This window comes from Stenotrophomonas sp. PFBMAA-4, assembly GCF_030053215.1.
GTDB lineage: Bacteria > Pseudomonadota > Gammaproteobacteria > Xanthomonadales > Xanthomonadaceae > Stenotrophomonas.
Window position 1 is genome coordinate 137,001 of record NZ_JASGBW010000004.1, and the last position, 18,397, is coordinate 155,397.

Consider the following 18,397-nt stretch of genomic DNA (forward strand, 5'->3'; position numbering starts at 1 on the left):
GCGGTCTCTGCCTGAGCATGGATCGCGATGTAGATGACGGCCTCCGGATCGCCCGCTGACGATGGCGCCACCACGCTGCTGCGGCGCTGGAGCACGGGCAACGATCTGTCCGCGCGCGACCGCCTGCTGCAGATGCTGTACGCCCAGCTGCGCGGCATGGCGGCAGTCCGGCTGAGTGGCGATGCGCCCGGCCTGCTGCAGCCCACCATGCTGGTGAACGAGGCGCTGATGCGGATGCTCGACCCCGGTACGGCCTACAACGATCGCGTGCACTTCCTGGCCCTGGCCGCATTGAAGATGCGCAGCGTGATGGTCGACCACGCACGTGCGATGGGCGCGGCCAAGCGGGGCGGCGATCAGCTGCATCTCACTCTGGGCCACGCCGATCGCGAAGGCGTGGAGGACCAGGACGCCGTGGACGTGCTGGCGCTGGATGCGGCGCTGCTGGCCTTGGCCGATGTGGATGCGCGCGCCAGTTCCACGGTCGAGTGGATGTACTTCGGCGGCATGCGCCGCGAGGAAATCGCCGCGGCACAGGGCGTGTCGGTGCCGACCGTCGATCGCGACCTGCGCTTCGCCAAGGCCTGGCTCAAGCGTCACCTCGGTGGCACGCCTGCGGGGAATGCCGGCACATGAGCAGCGCGGTGGACTGGGGCGCGGTGCGCGCGCTGTTCGATTCGGTCTGCGAACTGCCCGAGCCGCAGTGGGAGCGCGAGCTGCATGCATTGACCGGCGACGCAACGCTGGTGCACGAGACGCTGGCCTTGCTGCGTGCACAGACCCAGGCGCTGGGCGGCATGCAGCGTTCGATCGATACGGTGCTCGCTTCGCTGGATGCGGGCGATACCCAGGTGGGGCAGCTGATCGGACCGTGGCGGCTGGTGCGCCTGCTCGCGGCCGGCGGCATGGGCCGGGTGTTCCTGGCCGAGCGCGCCGACCAGCTGTACCGCCGCCAGGTGGCGATCAAGGTGATGCGACGCAGCTTCGATCCGGCACTGGCGCAGCGGCTGCAGGCCGAAAGCCAGATCCTGGCCGACCTGCAGCATCCCAACATTGCCCGCCTGTATGACGTCGGCCGTGCGGCCGCCGACCAGCCCTACCTGGTGATGGAATTCATCGACGGGCAGCGCCTGGACGAAGCCTGCCGCGCGCCGGACATCACCCTGGCACGGGTGCTGGGCCTGTTCTGCAAGGTCTGCCGCGCGGTGCAGGCTGCGCATGCGCAGGGCGTGATCCACTGCGACATCAAGCCGGCCAACGTGCTGGTGCGCAGCGATGACGAACCGGTGCTGCTGGATTTCGGCATCTCGCGGCTGATGAATGACGGCAGCAGCGAGGCCGGTGCCTACGCCACGCCGCGCTATACCAGCCCGGAGCGGCGCTCGGGGCGCCCGGCGGCGGTGGCCGATGACATCTACAGCCTCGGGGTGATGCTCGACGAACTGCTGGCGCTGGGTGGGCCGGCGGTGCGCCTGCACGCCGACCTGATGGCCGTGGCCGCCCGTGCACGCGCGCCGGTTGCCGCCGATCGTTACGCATCGGTGGATGCGCTGGCCGAGGACGTGGTCCGGTTCCAGCAGCATCGTCCGGTGCGCGCGCGGCGGCCCAGCCGCGTGCAGCGCGCGCGCCTGTTCCTGCGCCGGCAGTGGCGCGCCTCGGCGCTGGCGGCCTGTGCGCTGCTGGTGGCGGTGGGTTTCGTGCAGCGCATCGGCGATGCGCGGGCACGCGCGGAAGAACACGCCGCGGCCGCGTCCAGCATCGCCGACGTGCTGGTGGCGGCCTTCGATTCGGCCGAGCCGGGCATCCGCGGCGACCGCCCGATGACTGCGCGGGAGGTGCTTGATCTCGGTGCGCTGCGGATCGAGCAGGATCTGTCCGCCTCGCCGCTGGTGCGCGCCCGCCTGCAGGCCGCGCTCGGCCGTGCCTACCGCAACCTGGGCCAGCCGCGCGAAGCCGGCGCGCTGCTGCAGGGCGCCGTGCAGGGCCTGCGCGAGGCCGGTGCACCGGCGCACGAGATTGCTGCGGTGGAAGCCGCACGGGCCCTGCTGCAGGTGGAGGACGGCCAGCAGGATGCCGCCCTGCAAGGGGCGCGCCGCGGGCTGGCGCTGCTGGAACAGGATGACGACGTCGGCGTGCGTATCGACCTGCTCAATGCGATGGGGCGTGCCCACGCCAGCCGCGAGCACTTCGACGAGGCCAACGCGGCCTATGCCGAAGCACTGGCCCTGGCCCGCGGTGGCACGGGCGCGGCGTTCGATGCGGGCCGGATGACCACGCTGTCCAACCTGGGCACGCTGTACCGGTCGCAGGGCAGGTTGCCGCTGTCCGAGGAGACGCTGCGCGAAGCGGCGGCCATCGGAGGCGATGCCTCGCCCCTGCACGGGCCGGCGCGCCTGCGCGTGCTGCGCTCGCTGGTCTACACGCTGCTGGCGCAGGGGCGTGCCGACGAAGCGATGCGGCTGGCCGAGCAGACCTTCGCCATCACCCGCCAGTTGTTCGGCATCGACAGCAGTTATACGGCCTCGGCCGAAGCCGCGCTGGCCGGCCAGTATCTCGATCTTGGCCGCTATGGCGAATCGCAGCAGCACTTCGATGCGGCCATCGCCACCAGCGCGCGGGCGGATGGGGCCGACAGCCTGGCGTACGCCGGCATGGTGTACGGCCGGGCGATCATGGAAGAGGCGCGCGGCGACCTCGCCCTGGCCGAGCAGGGCTACCGGCAGACGCTGGCCCTGCACCAGCGGCTGCTGGGCACGCAGCACCCGCGCAGCCTGGACGTGCAGATGGTGCTGGCGCGTCTGCTGATGCGTGCGGACCGTACCGCCGAAGCCGAGCCGCTGCTGCGCGAAGTGGGCGTGGTGTGGCGGCGTACCCTGGCGGCCGATTCCCAGCAGCTGGTGACGCTGGAACTGGTGGAACTGGAGTGGCTGACCCGTGCCGGCCGCATCGCCCAGGCGCGGGAAGCGCTGGCCGCATTCGATCGGCAGCATCCTGCGCCGGTGCCGAGCCTGGCGCTGCGCCAGCAGATGCAGTCCGCGCTGTTGGCACAGCGGAGTGGTGCCGGTGATGCCGCTGCGCGCTGGGCGACCGTCGTGGCCACCTTCGAGAGCTTCTACGGTGCCGACTCCACCGCCACGGCGAAGTGGCGCATTCCGTATGCGGAAAGCCTGCTGCAGTCCGGCAACGCGGCATCGGCTGCGGCCCAGCTGCAGCGCGCCCGCCCGCAGCTGGTCGGGCTGTCGCCGCATTCGGAGTTCCTGCTGCGCGCGGCGGCCCTGGACGCGCAGCTGGCCGACACAAAGGTTGCCCGGGCGCGATAGGTTCCGCGCGGTTTCTCCGGTTGTTCCATGACAGGCATCCGCACTGCATGGACAACAGGGGAAACGCAACATGCGCAATGATCGACTGGCCCAGCGCCCGGAGAAAACCAACCGCGGGCTGCTGCACCGCTTTGCCAAGGCCTACGGCAAAGCGCGCGAGTGGCACTGCTCGCGCCTGCGCGCATCGGTGGTTGGGCTGCGGTTTGCGGTGTGGGGGGACAGCGGGCGCTTCACCTCGCATGGTGGCTGGCGCGTGTCGCGCATCAGCCGCAGCGATTCGGAAGCCTGAGCCCGTGGCTGATACGCAACGGCTATCGTGCGCGTGGACAATCGGTATTGGCCGCAGCGCGGGCGCATCGCCCATGCTGCGGCGGATGAAACCTTCCCTCGTATCCTTTGAAGGCCAGGTCGGCCTGGTGACCGGCGCGGCCGGCGGTCTTGGCCTGGCCTACAGCCGCCTGTTGGCGCAGCGCGGCGCACACGTGGTGATGCATGACGTGGGCGCCGGCCTCGACGGCCGCGGCAGCGACCCCAATCGCATCGGCGACGCCGTGGCCGCCCTGCAGGCACAGGGTCTGTCAGTGGAGGCGGCCTCGGGCGCGATCAATGCGCGCGTGTGCTGCCACGCGCTGGTGCGCGAACTGCTGCAACGGCATGGCCGCATCGATTTCATCGTGCACAACGCCGGCTGGGTCGCGTACGAACTGCTTGAGGCGGTGGATGACGATGCCTTGGAGCAGATGCTGCGGCTGGCCGCCAAGACGCCACTGTGGCTGGCCCAGGCCGCCTGGCCGGCGATGTGCGACGCCGGCGGCGGCCGCATCGTGGTGACCACCTCCGACCGCGCGCTGTACCCGCAATACGCGCAGAAAGGCCTGGCGGGCTACGCGATGGCGAAGATGGCCGCGCTGGGGCTGGTCAACGTGCTGGCACTGGAGGGCGCCGAGCACGGCATCGTGGTCAACGCCGTTTCGCCGGTGGCAAAGACGCGCATGTGGGGCATCGACGGCGAGCCCGACGAGCTGCACCCCGATGCGGTGGCCAGTGGCGTGGCCTTCCTGGCATCGACGCGGTGCTACGAAGGGGGCTGGGTGCTGCGTGCCAGCAACGGCCAGTTCCATGCCCTGCGCCTGCAGGAAGCCGAACATGTGGGCTACCCGCGCGACCTGCGCGCGGTGGCGGCCGACAGCATCGAAGCGGTGGCCCTGCAGTGGCCGGTGATCGCACGGCCGAGTGTCGACGCACGCGGCTGAGCGCGTACCCTAGGCAGCCCCCCGCTGCCCGTGCCGAGATGATCGATCTGCGCCTGCTCCGCCAGTTCGTGGCGGTGGCCGAAGAACTGCATTTCCATCGCGCCGCCGCGCGCCTGCACATGTCGCAGCCACCGCTGACGGCGGCGATGCGGCGGCTGGAGGATGACGTGGGCACGCGCCTGATCGTGCGCGGCAACCGCACGCTGGGGCTGACCGCCGCCGGGCAGACCCTGCTGGTGGAAGCCCGTGCCACGCTGCAACAGGCCGGGCAGGCGCTGCAGCGTACCCGTGAAGCGGCGGCCGGGCAGATCGGCAGCCTGCGCGTGGGGTACGTCGGCAGCGCCCTGTACGGTCGCCTGCCAGGCCTGATCCGGCAGTTCCGCCAGGCGTTCCCGCAGGTGCAGCTGCACCTGCATGAGGCCACCTCGCGGCAACAGCAGCAGTGGCTGCGCGAAGAACGCATCGACCTGGGTGTGCTGATCCCACCCATTCCGTCCACCGAGCTGGCGCTGCAGGGGTTCGACCAGGATCGCCTGGCCATTGCCCTGCCGCGCACGCACGCCCTGGCGGCGTGCCCGGCGCTTACCGTGGCGATGCTGGCCGAGCAGCCGTTCGTGTCCTGGCCGGCGGGCGAGGGCATTGGCTTCCACGCCCAGGTGCTGGGCCTGTGCACCACGGCCGGCTTCACCCCGCGCGTGGTGCAGGAGGCGCAGGGCATGCACGCGGTGCTGTCGCTGGTGGCGGTGGATGCGGGCGTGGCGATCGTGCCGGCCAGCATGGCCAGCTTCCGTCCGCAGGAAGTCGTTTACCGCGTCATTGACGGCGCCGAGGCGGGCTTCGAGCTGCAGTTCTGCACGCGGCCGGGCGTGGCTGGGCCGGTGCTGCAGCACTTCCTGGCACTGGCCGCCCAGCAGGATCTGTCGTGATCGACATTGCGGCGTGTCTCTGCCGCGCCGGTGGTGCCTGAAATACCAGTTGCAGCACGTTGCGACGCCGGCGCACGGGCACCGCAGAACAAAGGTTTCAGCGCGCTGCGTTGGCGATCCGCATATTCCTGAGGGGTGGCTGCGGGTAACCCCTACAGCCAGCGTCGGCACGCGCCGTCAGCATCCCTTCGCCGGCCTTCGTGGCTGGCTGGGATTGGCGTCCCAAAAAACTCTGGCGCGTGTCCGGAAGCTGTCCAGGGAGGACGGCTTCCGGACGGCGCGGCCCGCTGGTCCGTGGCGGGTGATGCGTGGGGATCATCCCGATCCGCCGGTCCGCTCCAGAGTCTTCCGGTACGCCAACCCGCATCGCCCGCCGCCCATCCACGCCGCAGCGTGGGTGTGAGCGCTGCAGCTCTGCGCAGGCGGAGCGCACCTCATCTGGGGAGTGGCGGCGGGCGGTGCACTCTTCGCAGGCCTGGACTATGGCAGCAGGTCACGCGCCATGCGGAAGACATCGGTGACCGCGTACAGGCCGCTGTGCCGGGCAAGGTGCGCGTTGTCCGGCCCCTGCGCAATGCCGCTGGCCAGCAGGCGGAACTGGTGGGCGGGGTCGGGCTGGTACTGCAGCCCATACAGTGCATGCCGGTCCACGTACGCCCGGCCGTCGTTCAGCCGTTCGCCACGGGCGATGACGCCCTGCAGGTGTTCCCATGCCAGCGGTGTGTCCTGCACGATGTCGTAGAACTCCACGATGGGCGCACCCTGGCTGACCTCCCGTACATGGAAGGCATGGTGGCGGTCGCCCACCTGCATGCCGACCACGTCACCGGTGCGCCACGCGGTGTGCGCTTTCGCCTGCGAGGGGCGGCGTGCAGGCATCAACGCGGGGCTGCGCAGCAGGGTTTCGATGTCCGCACTGCGGCGATGGAAGGTGTCCTTCAATGCCACGGCGGCATTCAAGGCGGCGATCGCCGCAATCGCTGCGTCGGTGAGCTTCGCATCGGCGAAGCCCTGGCGATGCAGGCACACCGCCAGCGCCAACGCGGTCTTGTGGACATACAGCGGCGCGACCTCGGCCGGATCGGCCTGCAGGATGCAGTTCCAGCGCAGCAGTACGTTCCCCATCACCTCTGCACCGATCTGCGCAGGTTCGCGCTCGGCGGCTTCAGGGGGGAGTCGCGCCCAGTGCGCGCAGCGCTTGACGTCGCCGTCGATGGCCTCGACCAGCCCGGCGGCGGCAAGCAGTTTCAGTACGTCCAGGTGTTTGATCGCCATGTGCGCAACTGCTTCCAATACGGCTGCCCAGTCTATCGAGCACGGAACAGGTGTTCGACCAGGTAATCGATGAACACCCGCAGCCGCGCGCTGGGCAGCTGCTGCTGGGGCGCAGCGAGGCGTTGCACGAAACCAATCCGGAACGCGCGTAAGTCCCCCGGCATGTCATCGTCGTGTCGTCAGGGACTCACGCGGTCCATGCCGCCGCAGGGCTAGAGTCGATCATCCCCGTCCCCCACGGAGATCCGCCATGTGGCTGCTTGATCATCTCTGGCCCAGCCGTCGTCCGCTGCCGCCGCCGATGGCGGTCGACCCGCCGCCGCCGCCGCGCAGGCCCTGGCTGAAACGCCCCGTACGGGCAGGGCGCAGCGGCATGGCACCGTGGCAGAAGGTCACCCCGGCCATGCGCCGCACGCGCCACTAGGCAGTCTGGTCGGCCGGGTGGTTGACCCCGTCGTTGACCGGGATGATGCCCAGCGCGAAGGGATCGATGCCTTCCAGGCAGGCCACGTTGTAGCCGTACTGGTCCGGGTTGGAGCGGCGCCGGTGATGGGTGTAGATGCCGCAGACACCGCAGAAGTAATGCTCGGCCACGTGGGTGTTGAACTGGTAGAGGCGCAGGTGGTCCTGGCCGCGCACCACCTGCAGCCCCTCGCGGGTGACGCTGGCGGCGATGGCGCCACGGCGCCGGCACATCGAGCAGTCGCAGCGGCGCGGGTCGACGATGCCGTCGGGCAGGTCCAGCAGCAGCTCGACCGCGCCGCAATGGCAGGTGGCGCGGTGCCGGGGCTGTACCGCAACACCGGCTACAGAGGTGATTCCCATCGCTGTTCCCGAAGGTGGTGACCCGGCCAGTATGCGCTGCCCCGGCGGCCGGCGCCCGTTGCTGAATGGGCCGGTGATGCCAGCGTCAGCTCGCTTGTGGCTAACTATGCCGCCCCCCGAACGCGACAGGATGCCCGTGAGAGCCGCAGGACGTTGGATGACAGGATGTGCCATGGCGCTGCTGGCGCTGTGGATGGCCGGCTTGTTTGCCTACCAGCTGCCCGGGCCGGGCTGGCTGTCGGCGGGCGTGGCCGGGCTGTGGCTGCTGGCGGCGCTGTGGACCAGCTGGACAGTGGCGCGCGGTGTACAGGCCCGCCGCTGGATCGGCTTCTACGTGGCCTCGGTGGTGCTGGCCGGCCTGTGGTGGCTGCTGCTGACCCCGCGCCAGGACCGCGACTGGGCCGACGATGTGGCGCAGCGCCTGCACGTGGCGTCCTTCGATGGCCGCCACGTGGTGCTGGACAATGTGCGCGACTTCACCTGGCGCAGCGAGACCGACTACGACGCGCGCTGGGTGCGCCGCGAGTACGACCTGGACCAGCTGCGCTCGGCCGATCTGGCGCTGTCCTACTGGATGGGCCCAGCCATCGCCCATACGCTGGTCTCGTTCGGTTTCGACGATGGCCGCCACCTGGTGTTCTCGCTGGAGATCCGCAAGGAGCGCGGCGAATCGTTCTCGGCGCTGGGAGGCTTCTTCCGCCGCTTCGAGATGACCCTGGTGGCCTCGGAAGAGACCGACATCCTGCGCACGCGCACCAATGCGCGGGGCGAGGATGTCTACCTGTACCGCCTGCATGGCCTGGACCGCGGCCAGCTGAAGGCGCTGTTCGCCGCCTACCTCGATGAGGCCAGGCAGCTGGATGCCGCGCCGGCCTTCTACAACACGGCCACCAGCAACTGCACCACGATCGTCTTCGACCTGGCCCGGCACATCGCCCCGGGCCTGCCGCTGGACTATCGCCTGCTGCTGTCCGGCTACCTGGCCGAGTACGCACAGGATGTCGGTGCGCTGGCGCCCGGCGTGCCGTATGCCGAACTGCAGGCCAAGGGCCGCATCACCGAACGCGCGCTGCAGATGGCGCCGGGCGACAACTTCTCCGCCGTGATCCGTCGCGGCATTCCCGGCACCGGGCAGGATCCGCAGCCATGACCTTCGTTTTCCCGATCCGCTGGCAGCGCGTGCTGCCGGCGCTGCTGGCGGCGTGCGTCCTGCTGGCAAGCAGCGGCTGTGCCATGGTCACGGTCAAGCAGGTGGCCTCCAGCGATTCGCTGGTGAACAAGCGCGCCGACGTGCTCAATACCGGCAAGCTCAGCCCGGCCTCGCGCGAAACGCTCAGCGCTGCCGGCCTGGATGAATCGCAGTGCGAGAAGGACTTCCTGGTCTGCCGCAGCACGCTGCTGATGACCGACGACCTCAATGTCGAGCAGCGGCTGTCGACGCTGTCCGAACTGTGGGTCAAGGCCGCACTGGCGCTGACCCCGAAGAAGCATGCCGCCGGCGAGCCGCCGATGAGCGATGCCGCGCTCGACGCGTGGCTGGAGGCGGCGCGTTACGGCTACGCCTACCTGTTCTTCAGCGGTCGCTCGCCCTCCGACCGCGCGTTCGAAGACCGGCAGACGCAGGTACGCGACTACTACAACTACGCGGCGGAAAAGGCCGCGGTGGTGCTGTTCGCGCGGGCGCGTGCGGCGGCGCTGGCTGGCGAGGATTACACCCGGCCGATGTCTGCCGGCAGCTGGACGTTGGCCGCCAACTACCAGCAGCTGGCGCTGAAAAGCATCCCGTCGCAGCTGGTGCCGGCCGGTACGGTCAGCTTCGTCGGCCTGCGCAGCACCTACCGCCGCGATGGCTTTGGTGCCGAGCTGGTGATGGTGATGGACCCGCCGAAGCTGGTGGTGCCGGTGGTGGCAGCCGATGGCCCCAAGGCCGAACCCGCGGTGGACGACGATGACGCGGCACGCGGCCGCCGCCATCGGCATGACGACGGCGTGCCCGAGTTCAGCGAGATGTCCTCGATCAACGTCACCGCGCTGCTGCGCTTCGAAGGTGACAGCCTGGACGATGTGATGCGCACGCGGCGGGTCGAACTGGATGCCTATTCGCCGGAAGCCACCGAACGCATCACCCTGCATGGCGAGCAGGTGCCGCTGGCCGGCAACTTCACCGCGGCCTACGGCCTGTGGCTGGCGCAGAGCGGGTTCGCCACGCAGTCGCTGCGCACGCTGTTCGGCCTGAGCGAAGGCATCGGCGAACCGCACATCTACCTGATGCAGCCGTGGGACCCGAACCGCCGCATCATCTTCATGCTGCACGGCCTGGCCAGCAGCCCGGAGGCCTGGGTGAACCTGGCCAACGAGATCATGGGCGACCCCGAGCTGCGCCGGCAGTTCCAGGTGTGGCAGGTCTATTACCCCACCAACGCGCCCATCGCCTTGAACCGCTACGAGATCGCCACTGCCTTCAACGATACGTTGAAGCACTTCGATGCCAACGGCAGCACGCGTGCGTCGAAGGACATGGTCTACATCGGCCACAGCATGGGCGGCGTGCTGGCGCGGCTGCTGGTGAGCGATTCGGGTGATGTGCTGTGGAACGACCTGCTGGCCAACTACGACCTGAAAGGGGAGCGCCTGAAACGCGTGCAGAGCAAGCTGGGGCCGCTGCTGCACTTCAAGGCACAGCCGGAGGTGGAGCGCGCGATCTTCATCGCCGCCCCGCACCAGGGCACCGATATCGCCGGCAACAAGGTCGGCCGCCTGATCGGGCGGCTGGTGCGCCTGCCGCTGACCATCCTGGGCAAGTTCGAGGATGTGTTCCTGGCGCTGGCGCAGGCCGAGCAGCAGGTCGATGGCACCGCCAAGCCGAAGATCCCCAACAGCATCGACAACCTCAAGGCCAGCGATCCGTTCGTGAAGGCGGCCGCGCAGCTGCCGATCAAACCGGGCCTGAAGTACCACTCGATCATCGCCCAGCGCAAACCGGAACTGCCGCTGGAGAAATCCGACGATGGCCTGGTGCCGTACTGGAGCGCGCACCTGCCGGGCGCGCAGTCGGAGAAGGTGATCATCTCCGGCCACAGCGTGCAGGAAAGCCCGCAGGCGGTGCTGGAAGTGCGGCGCATCCTGCACCGTGACATCGACGAAGTGGGGGCCGCTACCCGGTAGTGCCGGCCGCTGGCCGGCAACCTGCATGCGGCGGCCTCACACCCGCCGCGCCACCACGGTGGCCAGCACGGCCAGGCCCACGGTGATGGCCAGGCACAGCACATAGCCGGTATGCGGCGCGGTTTCCACGAACAACGCGAACAGCGCACCGGACAGCGCCAGCGCGGTGGCCACGCACAGCGCTTCGCTCAGCTGCAGGGCCGAACTGTTGCGGCCCTGTTCCTGCGGTGCGGACAGCGACAGGGTAAGCACCGACAGGCTGGCGTAGATCATGCCCATGCCGAAGCCGGTGAGGGTCCAGCCGGCCAGCGCGACCGGCAGCGGCACCGCGTTGAACAGCACCGCCAGGGTGGCGGTGATGCCGAGGGTCATCAGCACCGTGCCTACGCGCAGCAGCTGCTGCCGTGACCAGCCGCGCTGCTGGTGGCCCTGCAGCCAGGAGCCGCTGAACCAGCCCAGCGCGCCCAGGCTGAGCACCGCGCCGGCCCAGCTCGGCGACAGGCCACGTTCGCGCTGCAGCAGCAGCGGCAGATAAGCTTCGCAGGCGAAGAACGCGGCGGCCGCCACGCCACGCAGTGCAATCACGCTGGGCAGCCCGTGGCGCAGGCGCAGCGTGCCCGGTGGCAGCAGGCGGTGCCCGCACAGCAGCAGGCCGGCCACGGCCACGGCCATGCAGGCCAGCGCGGGCACGCCTTGTTGCTGCCCACCGAAGTACAGCAGCAGCGCCGCCAGCGATGCACCGGCGGCCCAGCGCACGACGTCGCCGCCATCGTCCCCCTCGCGGGTTTCGACGGGTGCCTGCCGGGCCAGCGCCGGGCGCAGCATCAGCGCCGCCGGTATCGCCAGCAGGGGCACGACCAAGAACACCCAGCGCCACCCCAGGTGCTGCACGATCATGCCGCTGAGCGCCGGTCCCACCATGGACGGCACGACCCAGCCGGCCGAGAACGCGGCGAACACCTTCGGCCGCAGCGCCTCGGGGTAATTGCGGCCGACCATCACGTACAGCGCCACCGAAATCGCGCCGCTGCCCAGGCCCTGCAGCAGCCGCCCGGCCACCAGCATGCCCATGCGCGTGGCCAGGCCGGCCAGCAGCAGGCCCAGCACGAAGCAGGCAAGGCCCCACCACAGCGGTCGCGCCGGGCCGCTGCGGTCGGTCCAGCGCCCGGCTACGGTCATGCCCACCACGCTGGTGGCCAGGGTGCCGCCGAAGGCCAGTGCGTACAGGCGCAGGCCATCCAGTGCCTCGGCCACGGTAGGCATGGCTGCGGCCACGGCCAGCGCTTCGAAGGCGAGCAGGGCGACCAGTACGACCATGCCGATGGTGGTGCCGCGGTGGGCGGGCGAGAGAATGGAGTCGGGCGCGGCGGAGGCCGTCGCCGGCGCGGTGGTGGGGGTGTTCATGCGGAGACGGGTACTCGGGCCGCGCTTGTCATCCGGCGGCGAAGGACGCAGCATGACACCCGAACCATGGTTGAGGTCAAGCGATGCAGGAACAGGAACTGAGCGTGGGTGACGTGGCCCGCCGCAGCGGTGTCGCGGTATCGGCGCTGCACTTCTACGAGCGCAAGGGCCTGATCAGCAGCCTGCGCACGGCGGGCAACCAGCGCCGCTATGCGCGCGACGTGCTGCGCCGGCTGGCGGTGATCCGCGTGGCGCAGCGGGTCGGCATGCCGCTGGAGGCGGTGGCACGCGCGTTTGAGACCCTGCCGCAGGGCCGCGCACCGACCAAGGCCGACTGGGCGCGGCTGTCCGCGCGCTGGCAGCAGGAACTGGAAGAACGCATCCACATGCTGCAGCTGCTGCGCGATGAACTGACCGGCTGCATCGGCTGTGGTTGCCTGTCGCTGAAACGCTGCCGCCTGGCCAACCCCGACGACGTGCTTGGCGAGCGCGGCGACGGCCCCATGCGCTGGGGCTGAGCGGCGCCGGGTAGCGCCGGGCCATGCCCGGCGTCGGTTGCAGCAGTTACCAGACGGTGAGGGTTTCGCCGCTCTGGATGCCTTCCACCGCGCGCTGGAAGGCCAGTGCCGCGCGCTGCGCTGGCACCGCTTCAAAGCCGGGGAAATAAGGGCCGTAGGAATCCAGCGATTCGGCCAGCACGTTCGGGCTGACCGCGTTGATGCGCAGGCCGCGCGGCAGCAGTTCCAGCGCCGCGGCGCGCACGAAACCTTCCAGCGCCTGGTTGACCGCCGTGGCATTGACGCCGTCGCGGATCGGCTGCGCGCTGATGATGCCGGTGGTGAGGGTGATCGAGCCGCCCGGATTGAGGTGATGCTGCGCCGCCAGCGCCAGCCGCACCTGGCCGAGCAGCTTGTCCTGCAGGCCACTGTTGAACTGCGCGGCGGTCATCGTCTGCAGCGGGCCGAAATGCACGTTGCCGGTGGTGGAGATCACCGCATCGACCGGGCCGGTCTGGGCGAACAGCGCCGAGACGCTGGCGTCGTCGGCCAGGTCCACGCGCAGCGCTCCGCTGCGGCGGCCGGCGGCGAGGATTTCGTGGTGCTGGCCAAGGTGGCGGGCGACCGCCTGGCCGAGGGTGCCGCTGGCACCGACAAGCAGGATCTTCATGGTGGCGTCCTCAAGGGGAAGGGCTCCAGTCTGCGCCGCCGGTTGCGGGTTTGGTAAGCGGCGTATGATTCGCATATTCCTAACCCGGGGTTAGCAATGGATACGTTGCGCTGCATGCAGGCCTTCGTGGCCGTGGCCGAGCACGGCAGCTTCGCGGCCGCCGCCGTGCAGCTGCAGGTGTCGGCGGTGATGGTCGGCAAGTACATCCAGCAGCTGGAGGCACACCTGGGCACTGCGCTGCTGCAGCGGAACACCCGCCACCAGCGCCTGACCGAAGCGGGCGCGGCTTACCTGGCCGGCTGCCGCCAGGTACTGGAGCAGGTGCAGCAGGCCGAGGCTGACGTCGCTGGGTTGCAACGGCAGCCGCAGGGCCTGCTGCGCATCAGCGCGCCCACCACCTGGGGCAGCTGCGTACTGGCGCCGTTGCTGTCGGGGCTGTTGCGCGCGCAGCCGCTGCTCAACATCGAGCTGGACCTGAGCAACCGCCGCGTGGACCTGATCGAGGATGGCTTCGATGCGGCGATCCGGGTCGGGCCGCTGCCGTCGCAGGAACTGGTGGCGCGCCCGCTGCCGCCGTATGCGATGAGCCTGTGCGCATCGCCGGCCTACCTGCGCCAACGCGGCACGCCGCGCACGCCGGCCGACCTGGCCGGGCATGACTGCCTGAGCCACCTGGCGTGGCGTGGCGGCCATGGCTGGCAGCTGGCCAATGGCGAACAGGTGGACTGGGATGCGCGGCTGTCCAGCAACGATGGCTATGCGCTGCGCGAAGCGGCGGTGGCCGGGGCCGGCCTGATCCTGCAGCCGACCGCGCTGCTGGCCGCGGATATCGCAGCCGGGCGTCTGAAGCCGCTGTTGCGCGATTACGTGCCGGCGCCGCGGCCGATGCATCTGATCTACCTGCCGGACCGGCGCCCGCGCCCGCGGCTGCAGTGTTTCGTGGAGTACGTGCTGCAGCACGTTGGGTAGATCGATGCCATGCGTCGATGCCGGCGTGTCGGTGCACCGGGAAGGCTCCATCCACGCACGGCGTGGATCTACTGGCCGGTGGACCGAGGCCACATTGGCGCGTTGACGAGGCATTGCGGTAGGTGCCGACCGTTGGTCGGCACGACATCACAGATCGCGGTCAGTCATTCGCCGCCGACAACTCCCGCCCGCGCTGCTGCGCCGCGCGCAGGGCCTTGGCCACCAGGGCCTCGAAACCATCGGCCTGGAAACTCTCGATGGCGGCCTGGGTGGTGCCGTTGGGCGAGGTCACCCGGCGCCGCAGTTCGGCCGGGCTTTCACCGGCTTCGTCCAGCATGCGCGAGGCGCCCAGCAGGGTCTGCACCGTCAGCGCGCGGGCCGCATCGGCCGGCAGGCCCTGGGCAATGCCGGCTGCTTCCATCGCTTCGGCCAGCAGGAACACATAGGCCGGGCCGCTGCCGGACACGGCCGTGACCGAATCCATCAGCGCTTCGTCCTCGATCCACACATTGCGCCCGGCGCTGGCCAGCACGCGTTCGGCCTGCGCATGCTGCTGCGCATCCACGGCAGGCGTGGCGTACAGGCCGGTCACCCCGGCGCCCAGCAGGGCAGGGGTGTTGGGCATCGCGCGCACCACCGGCAGCGCACCGCCCAGCCAGCGTTGCAGCTGCGCGCTGGTGATGCCCGCAGCGATGGACACCACCAGCGGCGCCTGCGCCTGCGCCAGCGCCTGCAGCGATTGGCAGACCTCGCGCAGCACCTGCGGCTTCACCGCCAGCAGCCAGGTCTGGCCCTGGGCGGCGGCATCGGCGGCGTTGTCGTGGGTCTGCACGCCGAAATCGGCGGCCAGGGCCTCGCGCAGCACGGCCGCCGGCTCGGCCACGTGGATCTGCGCCGGCGGCACGCCCTGGCGGACCAGCCCGGCAATGAGGCTGCGGGCCATGTTGCCGCCGCCGATGAAGGTGATCGATTCAACTGTCATGCGGGATTCCTTGGTTCAGGCCGGGCGCGGACGCGCACCGAACAGGGCGGTGCCGATGCGCACCAGGGTGGCACCTTCGGCAATGGCCTCGGCGTAATCGCTGCTCATGCCCATCGACAGGGTGTCCACCTGCGGATGGCGCGCGGCCAGCGTCTGGAAAAGGGCATGCATGCGCACGAAGGCATCGCGGCGGCGCCCGGCCTCCGGCCACGGTGCCGGAATGGCCATCAGCCCGCGCAGGCACAGCGCAGGCTCGGCGCTGATGGCCGCGGCCAGTGCGTCCACGTCCTGCGGTGCGCAGCCGTGCTTGCTGCCTTCATCGTCGATGTTGACCTGGATGAGCACGTTCAGCGGCCCGCGGCCAGCCGGGCGGTACCGGGCCAGGGCGCTTACCAGCTTGGGCCGGTCCACGCTCTGCACCCAGTCGAAATGGCTGGCCACGGCTTCGGCCTTGTTCGACTGCAGGTGGCCGATCAGGTGCCATTCCAGCCCCAGCGCCTGCAGCGCCTGCATCTTGGCCAGGGCTTCCTGCACGTAGTTTTCGCCGAAGGCGCGCTGGCCCTGCGCAGCCAGGGCCGCCACGGCCTCGGCCGGCTGGGTCTTGGAAACCGCCAGCAGGCGCGGCGGTGGCCGCCCGGCGGCCTCGGCGGCGTTGTGCAGATTGCTCAGGATCTCGGGCAGGGCAGTGGCCACGTAACGCGTTCCAGTGTGACAGGAGGCTATACTGCCGCCAGGGGAAAGATCCTTCCAGTCGAAGCCGTTATTGGGGAGTAGCCGCTCATGGATATCGCCGAGCTGTTGGCGTTTTCCGTAAAGAACAAAGCGTCCGACCTGCACCTGTCTGCAGGCCTGCCGCCGATGATCCGCGTGGACGGCGATGTTCGCCGGATCAACATCCCGGCCCTGGACCACAAGCAGGTCCATGCGCTGGTGTACGACATCATGTCCGACAAGCAGCGGCGCGATTACGAGGAATTCCTCGAAGTCGACTTCTCCTTCGAGATCCCGTCGCTGGCGCGCTTCCGTGTCAACGCCTTCAACCAGAACCGCGGCGCCGGTGCGGTGTTCCGTACCATTCCCTCCGAGGTGCTGACCCTGGAGGACCTGGCCTGCCCGCCGCTGTTCCGCGAGGTGATCCAGCAGCCGCAGGGCCTGATCCTGGTGACCGGCCCGACCGGTTCGGGCAAGTCGACCACGCTGGCGGCGATGATCGACTACATCAACAAGAACGAATACGGCCACATCCTCACCGTCGAGGATCCGATCGAATTCGTGCACACCTCGCAGAAGTGCCTGATCAACCAGCGCGAAGTGCACCGCGATACGCACGGCTTCAACGAAGCACTGCGCTCGGCGCTGCGTGAGGATCCGGACATCATCCTGGTGGGCGAACTGCGTGACCTGGAAACCATCCGCCTGGCGCTGACCGCCGCGGAAACCGGCCACCTGGTGTTCGGCACCCTGCATACCAGTTCGGCGGCCAAGACCATCGACCGCATCATCGACGTGTTCCCCGCCGGCGAAAAGCCGATGGTGCGCTCGATGCTGTCCGAATCGCTGCGCGCGGTCATTTCGCAGGCGCTGCTGAAGAAGGTGGGCGGCGGCCGTACGGCGGCGTGGGAAATCATGGTCGGCACCCCGGCCATCCGCAACCTGATCCGCGAGGACAAGGTCGCGCAGATGTACTCGGCCATCCAGACCGGCCAGCAGTACGGAATGATGACCCTGGACCAGCATCTGCAGGACCTGGTCAAGCGCAGCCTGATCACCCGCAACCAGGCGCGCGAGTACGCCAAGGACAAGCGTCTGTTCGAGTAAGGCGAGGCAACGGTGGGGCGGTGCGCATCCATGCCGCCGTCCCGCGATGTCCTGTCCACCGACCGATCTCTGGCACATGCCCATTGGGAGCCCGCCATGAACAGCACCGCCAGTACCGCCAGCACCATCGATTTCACCTCCTTCCTCAAGCTGATGGCGCACCAGCGCGCCTCGGACCTGTTCATCACCGCGGGCATGCCGCCGGCGATCAAGGTCAACGGCAAGATCTCGCCCATCACGCAGACGCCGCTGACCCCGCAGCAGAGCCGCGACCTGGTCCTCAACGTGATGACCCCGGCGCAGCGCGAGGAATTCGAGAAGACCCACGAGTGCAACTTCGCCATCGGCCTGGCCGGTGTCGGCCGTTTCCGCGTGAGCTGCTTCTACCAGCGCAACCAGGTGGGCATGGTGCTGCGTCGCATCGAGACGCGCATCCCGACCGTGGAAGAACTGAGCCTGCCGCCGATCATCAAGACGCTGGCGATGACCAAGCGCGGCATCATCCTCTTCGTCGGTGCCACCGGTACCGGCAAGTCGACCTCGCTGGCAGCGATGATCGGTTACCGCAACCAGAACTCGACCGGCCACATCATCACCATCGAAGACCCGATCGAGTTCGTGCACAAGCACGAGGGCTGCATCATCACCCAGCGCGAAGTCGGCATCGATACCGACAGCTGGGAAGCCGCCCTGAAGAACACCCTGCGCCAGGCGCCGGACGTGATCATGATCGGCGAGGTGCGTACCCGCGAGGGCATGGACCACGCCATCGCCTTCGCTGAAACCGGCCACCTGGTGCTGTGCACGCTGCACGCCAACAACGCCAACCAGGCGATGGACCGCATCATCAACTTCTTCCCGGAAGACCGCCGCAACCAGCTGCTGATGGATCTGTCGCTGAACCTCAAGGGCGTGGTCGCGCAGCAGCTGATTCCTTCGCCCGATGGGCGCTCGCGCAAGGTGGCGATGGAAATCCTGCTGGGCACGCCGCTGGTGCAGGATTACATCCGCGAAGGCGAGATCCACAAGCTCAAGGAGCTGATGAAGGAGTCCGTGCAGCTGGGCATGAAGACCTTCGACCAGAGCCTGTTCGAGCTGTACCAGGCCGGCGAGATCAGCTACGAGGACGCGCTGCGTTACGCCGATTCGCAGAACGAAGTGCGCCTGCGCATCAAGCTCAGCCAGGGCGGCGATGCCCGCACGCTGTCGCAGGGCCTGGATGGCGTGGAGATTTCCGAGGTCCGTTGACCGCTGGGCGCCTGCGGGCGCCCTCTGCTTCGGGATGACCGCCAT

Annotated in this window: 18 protein-coding genes; 12 read left to right on the forward strand and 6 right to left on the reverse strand. The window is 69.2% G+C overall.

Features of this window, described 5'->3' with window-relative positions; all coding sequences use genetic code 11:
• The first annotated feature begins 33 nt into the window (after window positions 1–33).
• From QMZ26_RS04505 to QMZ26_RS04525, 5 genes are all read left to right on the forward strand, one after another.
• The gene (locus QMZ26_RS04505; RefSeq protein WP_283220694.1) at window positions 34–636 is read left to right on the forward strand and encodes an ECF-type sigma factor; all 603 of its coding nucleotides are present in this window, start codon (window positions 34–36) and stop codon (window positions 634–636) included.
• Window positions 633–3,320: a protein kinase gene (locus QMZ26_RS04510; RefSeq protein WP_283220695.1), complete on the forward strand. Its 2,688-nt coding sequence runs from the start codon at window positions 633–635 to the stop codon at window positions 3,318–3,320. Before QMZ26_RS04505 ends, QMZ26_RS04510 begins: the two co-directional genes overlap by 4 nt.
• A 70-nt stretch (window positions 3,321–3,390) precedes the next feature.
• The gene (locus tag QMZ26_RS04515; RefSeq protein ID WP_079220866.1) at window positions 3,391–3,609 is read left to right on the forward strand and encodes a hypothetical protein; all 219 of its coding nucleotides are present in this window, start codon (window positions 3,391–3,393) and stop codon (window positions 3,607–3,609) included.
• An 85-nt stretch (window positions 3,610–3,694) separates the two neighbouring features.
• Complete coding sequence (locus QMZ26_RS04520; RefSeq protein WP_283220696.1) at window positions 3,695–4,573, forward strand: SDR family NAD(P)-dependent oxidoreductase; 879 nt, start codon at window positions 3,695–3,697, stop codon at window positions 4,571–4,573.
• 38 nt (window positions 4,574–4,611) lie between these two features.
• A complete protein-coding gene (locus tag QMZ26_RS04525) occupies window positions 4,612–5,499 on the forward strand; it encodes a LysR family transcriptional regulator (RefSeq protein ID WP_283220697.1) in 888 nt (295 codons plus the stop codon).
• A gap of 480 nt (window positions 5,500–5,979) precedes the next feature.
• Here the strand turns inward: QMZ26_RS04525 and QMZ26_RS04530 are convergent, their stop codons facing one another.
• The gene (locus QMZ26_RS04530; protein WP_283220698.1) at window positions 5,980–6,774 is read right to left on the reverse strand and encodes a hypothetical protein; all 795 of its coding nucleotides are present in this window, start codon (window positions 6,772–6,774) and stop codon (window positions 5,980–5,982) included.
• A 250-nt stretch (window positions 6,775–7,024) separates the two neighbouring features.
• Here QMZ26_RS04530 and QMZ26_RS04535 point away from each other — a divergent pair, with 250 nt between their 5' ends.
• Window positions 7,025–7,198 (forward strand): hypothetical protein, encoded by a 174-nt coding sequence (locus QMZ26_RS04535; protein WP_159095296.1) that lies wholly within the window; start codon window positions 7,025–7,027, stop codon window positions 7,196–7,198.
• Here the strand turns inward: QMZ26_RS04535 and QMZ26_RS04540 are convergent.
• Window positions 7,195–7,599 (reverse strand): GFA family protein, encoded by a 405-nt coding sequence (locus QMZ26_RS04540; RefSeq protein ID WP_079220870.1) that lies wholly within the window; start codon window positions 7,597–7,599, stop codon window positions 7,195–7,197. The genes QMZ26_RS04535 and QMZ26_RS04540 overlap by 4 nt on opposite strands.
• A 172-nt stretch (window positions 7,600–7,771) precedes the next feature.
• Here QMZ26_RS04540 and QMZ26_RS04545 point away from each other — a divergent pair, with 172 nt between their 5' ends.
• Together QMZ26_RS04545 and QMZ26_RS04550 are read left to right on the forward strand one after the other, a co-directional pair.
• Entirely contained in the window at window positions 7,772–8,749 is a 978-nt protein-coding gene (locus QMZ26_RS04545) for a DUF4105 domain-containing protein (RefSeq protein WP_200733300.1), read from the forward strand.
• Window positions 8,746–10,764, forward strand: coding sequence for an alpha/beta fold hydrolase (locus QMZ26_RS04550; protein WP_283220699.1), 2,019 nt, complete (start codon window positions 8,746–8,748; stop codon window positions 10,762–10,764). Before QMZ26_RS04545 ends, QMZ26_RS04550 begins: the two co-directional genes overlap by 4 nt.
• A 36-nt stretch (window positions 10,765–10,800) precedes the next feature.
• Here QMZ26_RS04550 and QMZ26_RS04555 read toward each other — a convergent pair whose 3' ends face one another.
• Window positions 10,801–12,222 (reverse strand): MFS transporter, encoded by a 1,422-nt coding sequence (locus QMZ26_RS04555; RefSeq protein WP_283220700.1) that lies wholly within the window; start codon window positions 12,220–12,222, stop codon window positions 10,801–10,803.
• Window positions 12,223–12,251: 29 nt separating this feature from the next.
• On the opposite strand from QMZ26_RS04555, the gene soxR reads away from it, so the two are divergent.
• Window positions 12,252–12,686: a redox-sensitive transcriptional activator SoxR gene (gene soxR / locus QMZ26_RS04560; RefSeq protein WP_079220874.1), complete on the forward strand. Its 435-nt coding sequence runs from the start codon at window positions 12,252–12,254 to the stop codon at window positions 12,684–12,686.
• 46 nt (window positions 12,687–12,732) lie between these two features.
• Here the strand turns inward: soxR and QMZ26_RS04565 are convergent, their stop codons facing one another.
• Window positions 12,733–13,335, reverse strand: a complete 603-nt coding sequence (locus QMZ26_RS04565; protein WP_079220875.1) for a short chain dehydrogenase — start codon at window positions 13,333–13,335, stop codon at window positions 12,733–12,735.
• 96 nt (window positions 13,336–13,431) lie between these two features.
• Here QMZ26_RS04565 and QMZ26_RS04570 point away from each other — a divergent pair, with 96 nt between their 5' ends.
• The gene (locus QMZ26_RS04570; protein ID WP_283220701.1) at window positions 13,432–14,304 is read left to right on the forward strand and encodes a LysR family transcriptional regulator; all 873 of its coding nucleotides are present in this window, start codon (window positions 13,432–13,434) and stop codon (window positions 14,302–14,304) included.
• Window positions 14,305–14,464: 160 nt separating this feature from the next.
• Here the strand turns inward: QMZ26_RS04570 and proC are convergent, their stop codons facing one another.
• Together proC and QMZ26_RS04580 are read right to left on the reverse strand one after the other, a co-directional pair.
• The gene (proC, locus tag QMZ26_RS04575; RefSeq protein ID WP_283220702.1) at window positions 14,465–15,286 is read right to left on the reverse strand and encodes a pyrroline-5-carboxylate reductase; all 822 of its coding nucleotides are present in this window, start codon (window positions 15,284–15,286) and stop codon (window positions 14,465–14,467) included.
• A 15-nt stretch (window positions 15,287–15,301) separates the two neighbouring features.
• Window positions 15,302–15,979, reverse strand: coding sequence for a YggS family pyridoxal phosphate-dependent enzyme (locus QMZ26_RS04580; protein WP_283220703.1), 678 nt, complete (start codon window positions 15,977–15,979; stop codon window positions 15,302–15,304).
• Window positions 15,980–16,066: 87 nt separating this feature from the next.
• On the opposite strand from QMZ26_RS04580, the gene QMZ26_RS04585 reads away from it, so the two are divergent.
• Together QMZ26_RS04585 and QMZ26_RS04590 are read left to right on the forward strand one after the other, a co-directional pair.
• Window positions 16,067–17,104 carry a type IV pilus twitching motility protein PilT gene (locus QMZ26_RS04585; RefSeq protein ID WP_004147099.1) on the forward strand — a complete coding sequence of 346 codons (1,038 nt, stop codon included), beginning with the start codon at window positions 16,067–16,069 and terminating at the stop codon, window positions 17,102–17,104.
• Window positions 17,105–17,200: 96 nt separating this feature from the next.
• Window positions 17,201–18,352, forward strand: coding sequence for a PilT/PilU family type 4a pilus ATPase (locus QMZ26_RS04590; RefSeq protein WP_079220879.1), 1,152 nt, complete (start codon window positions 17,201–17,203; stop codon window positions 18,350–18,352).
• Window positions 18,353–18,397: the final 45 nt, after the last annotated feature.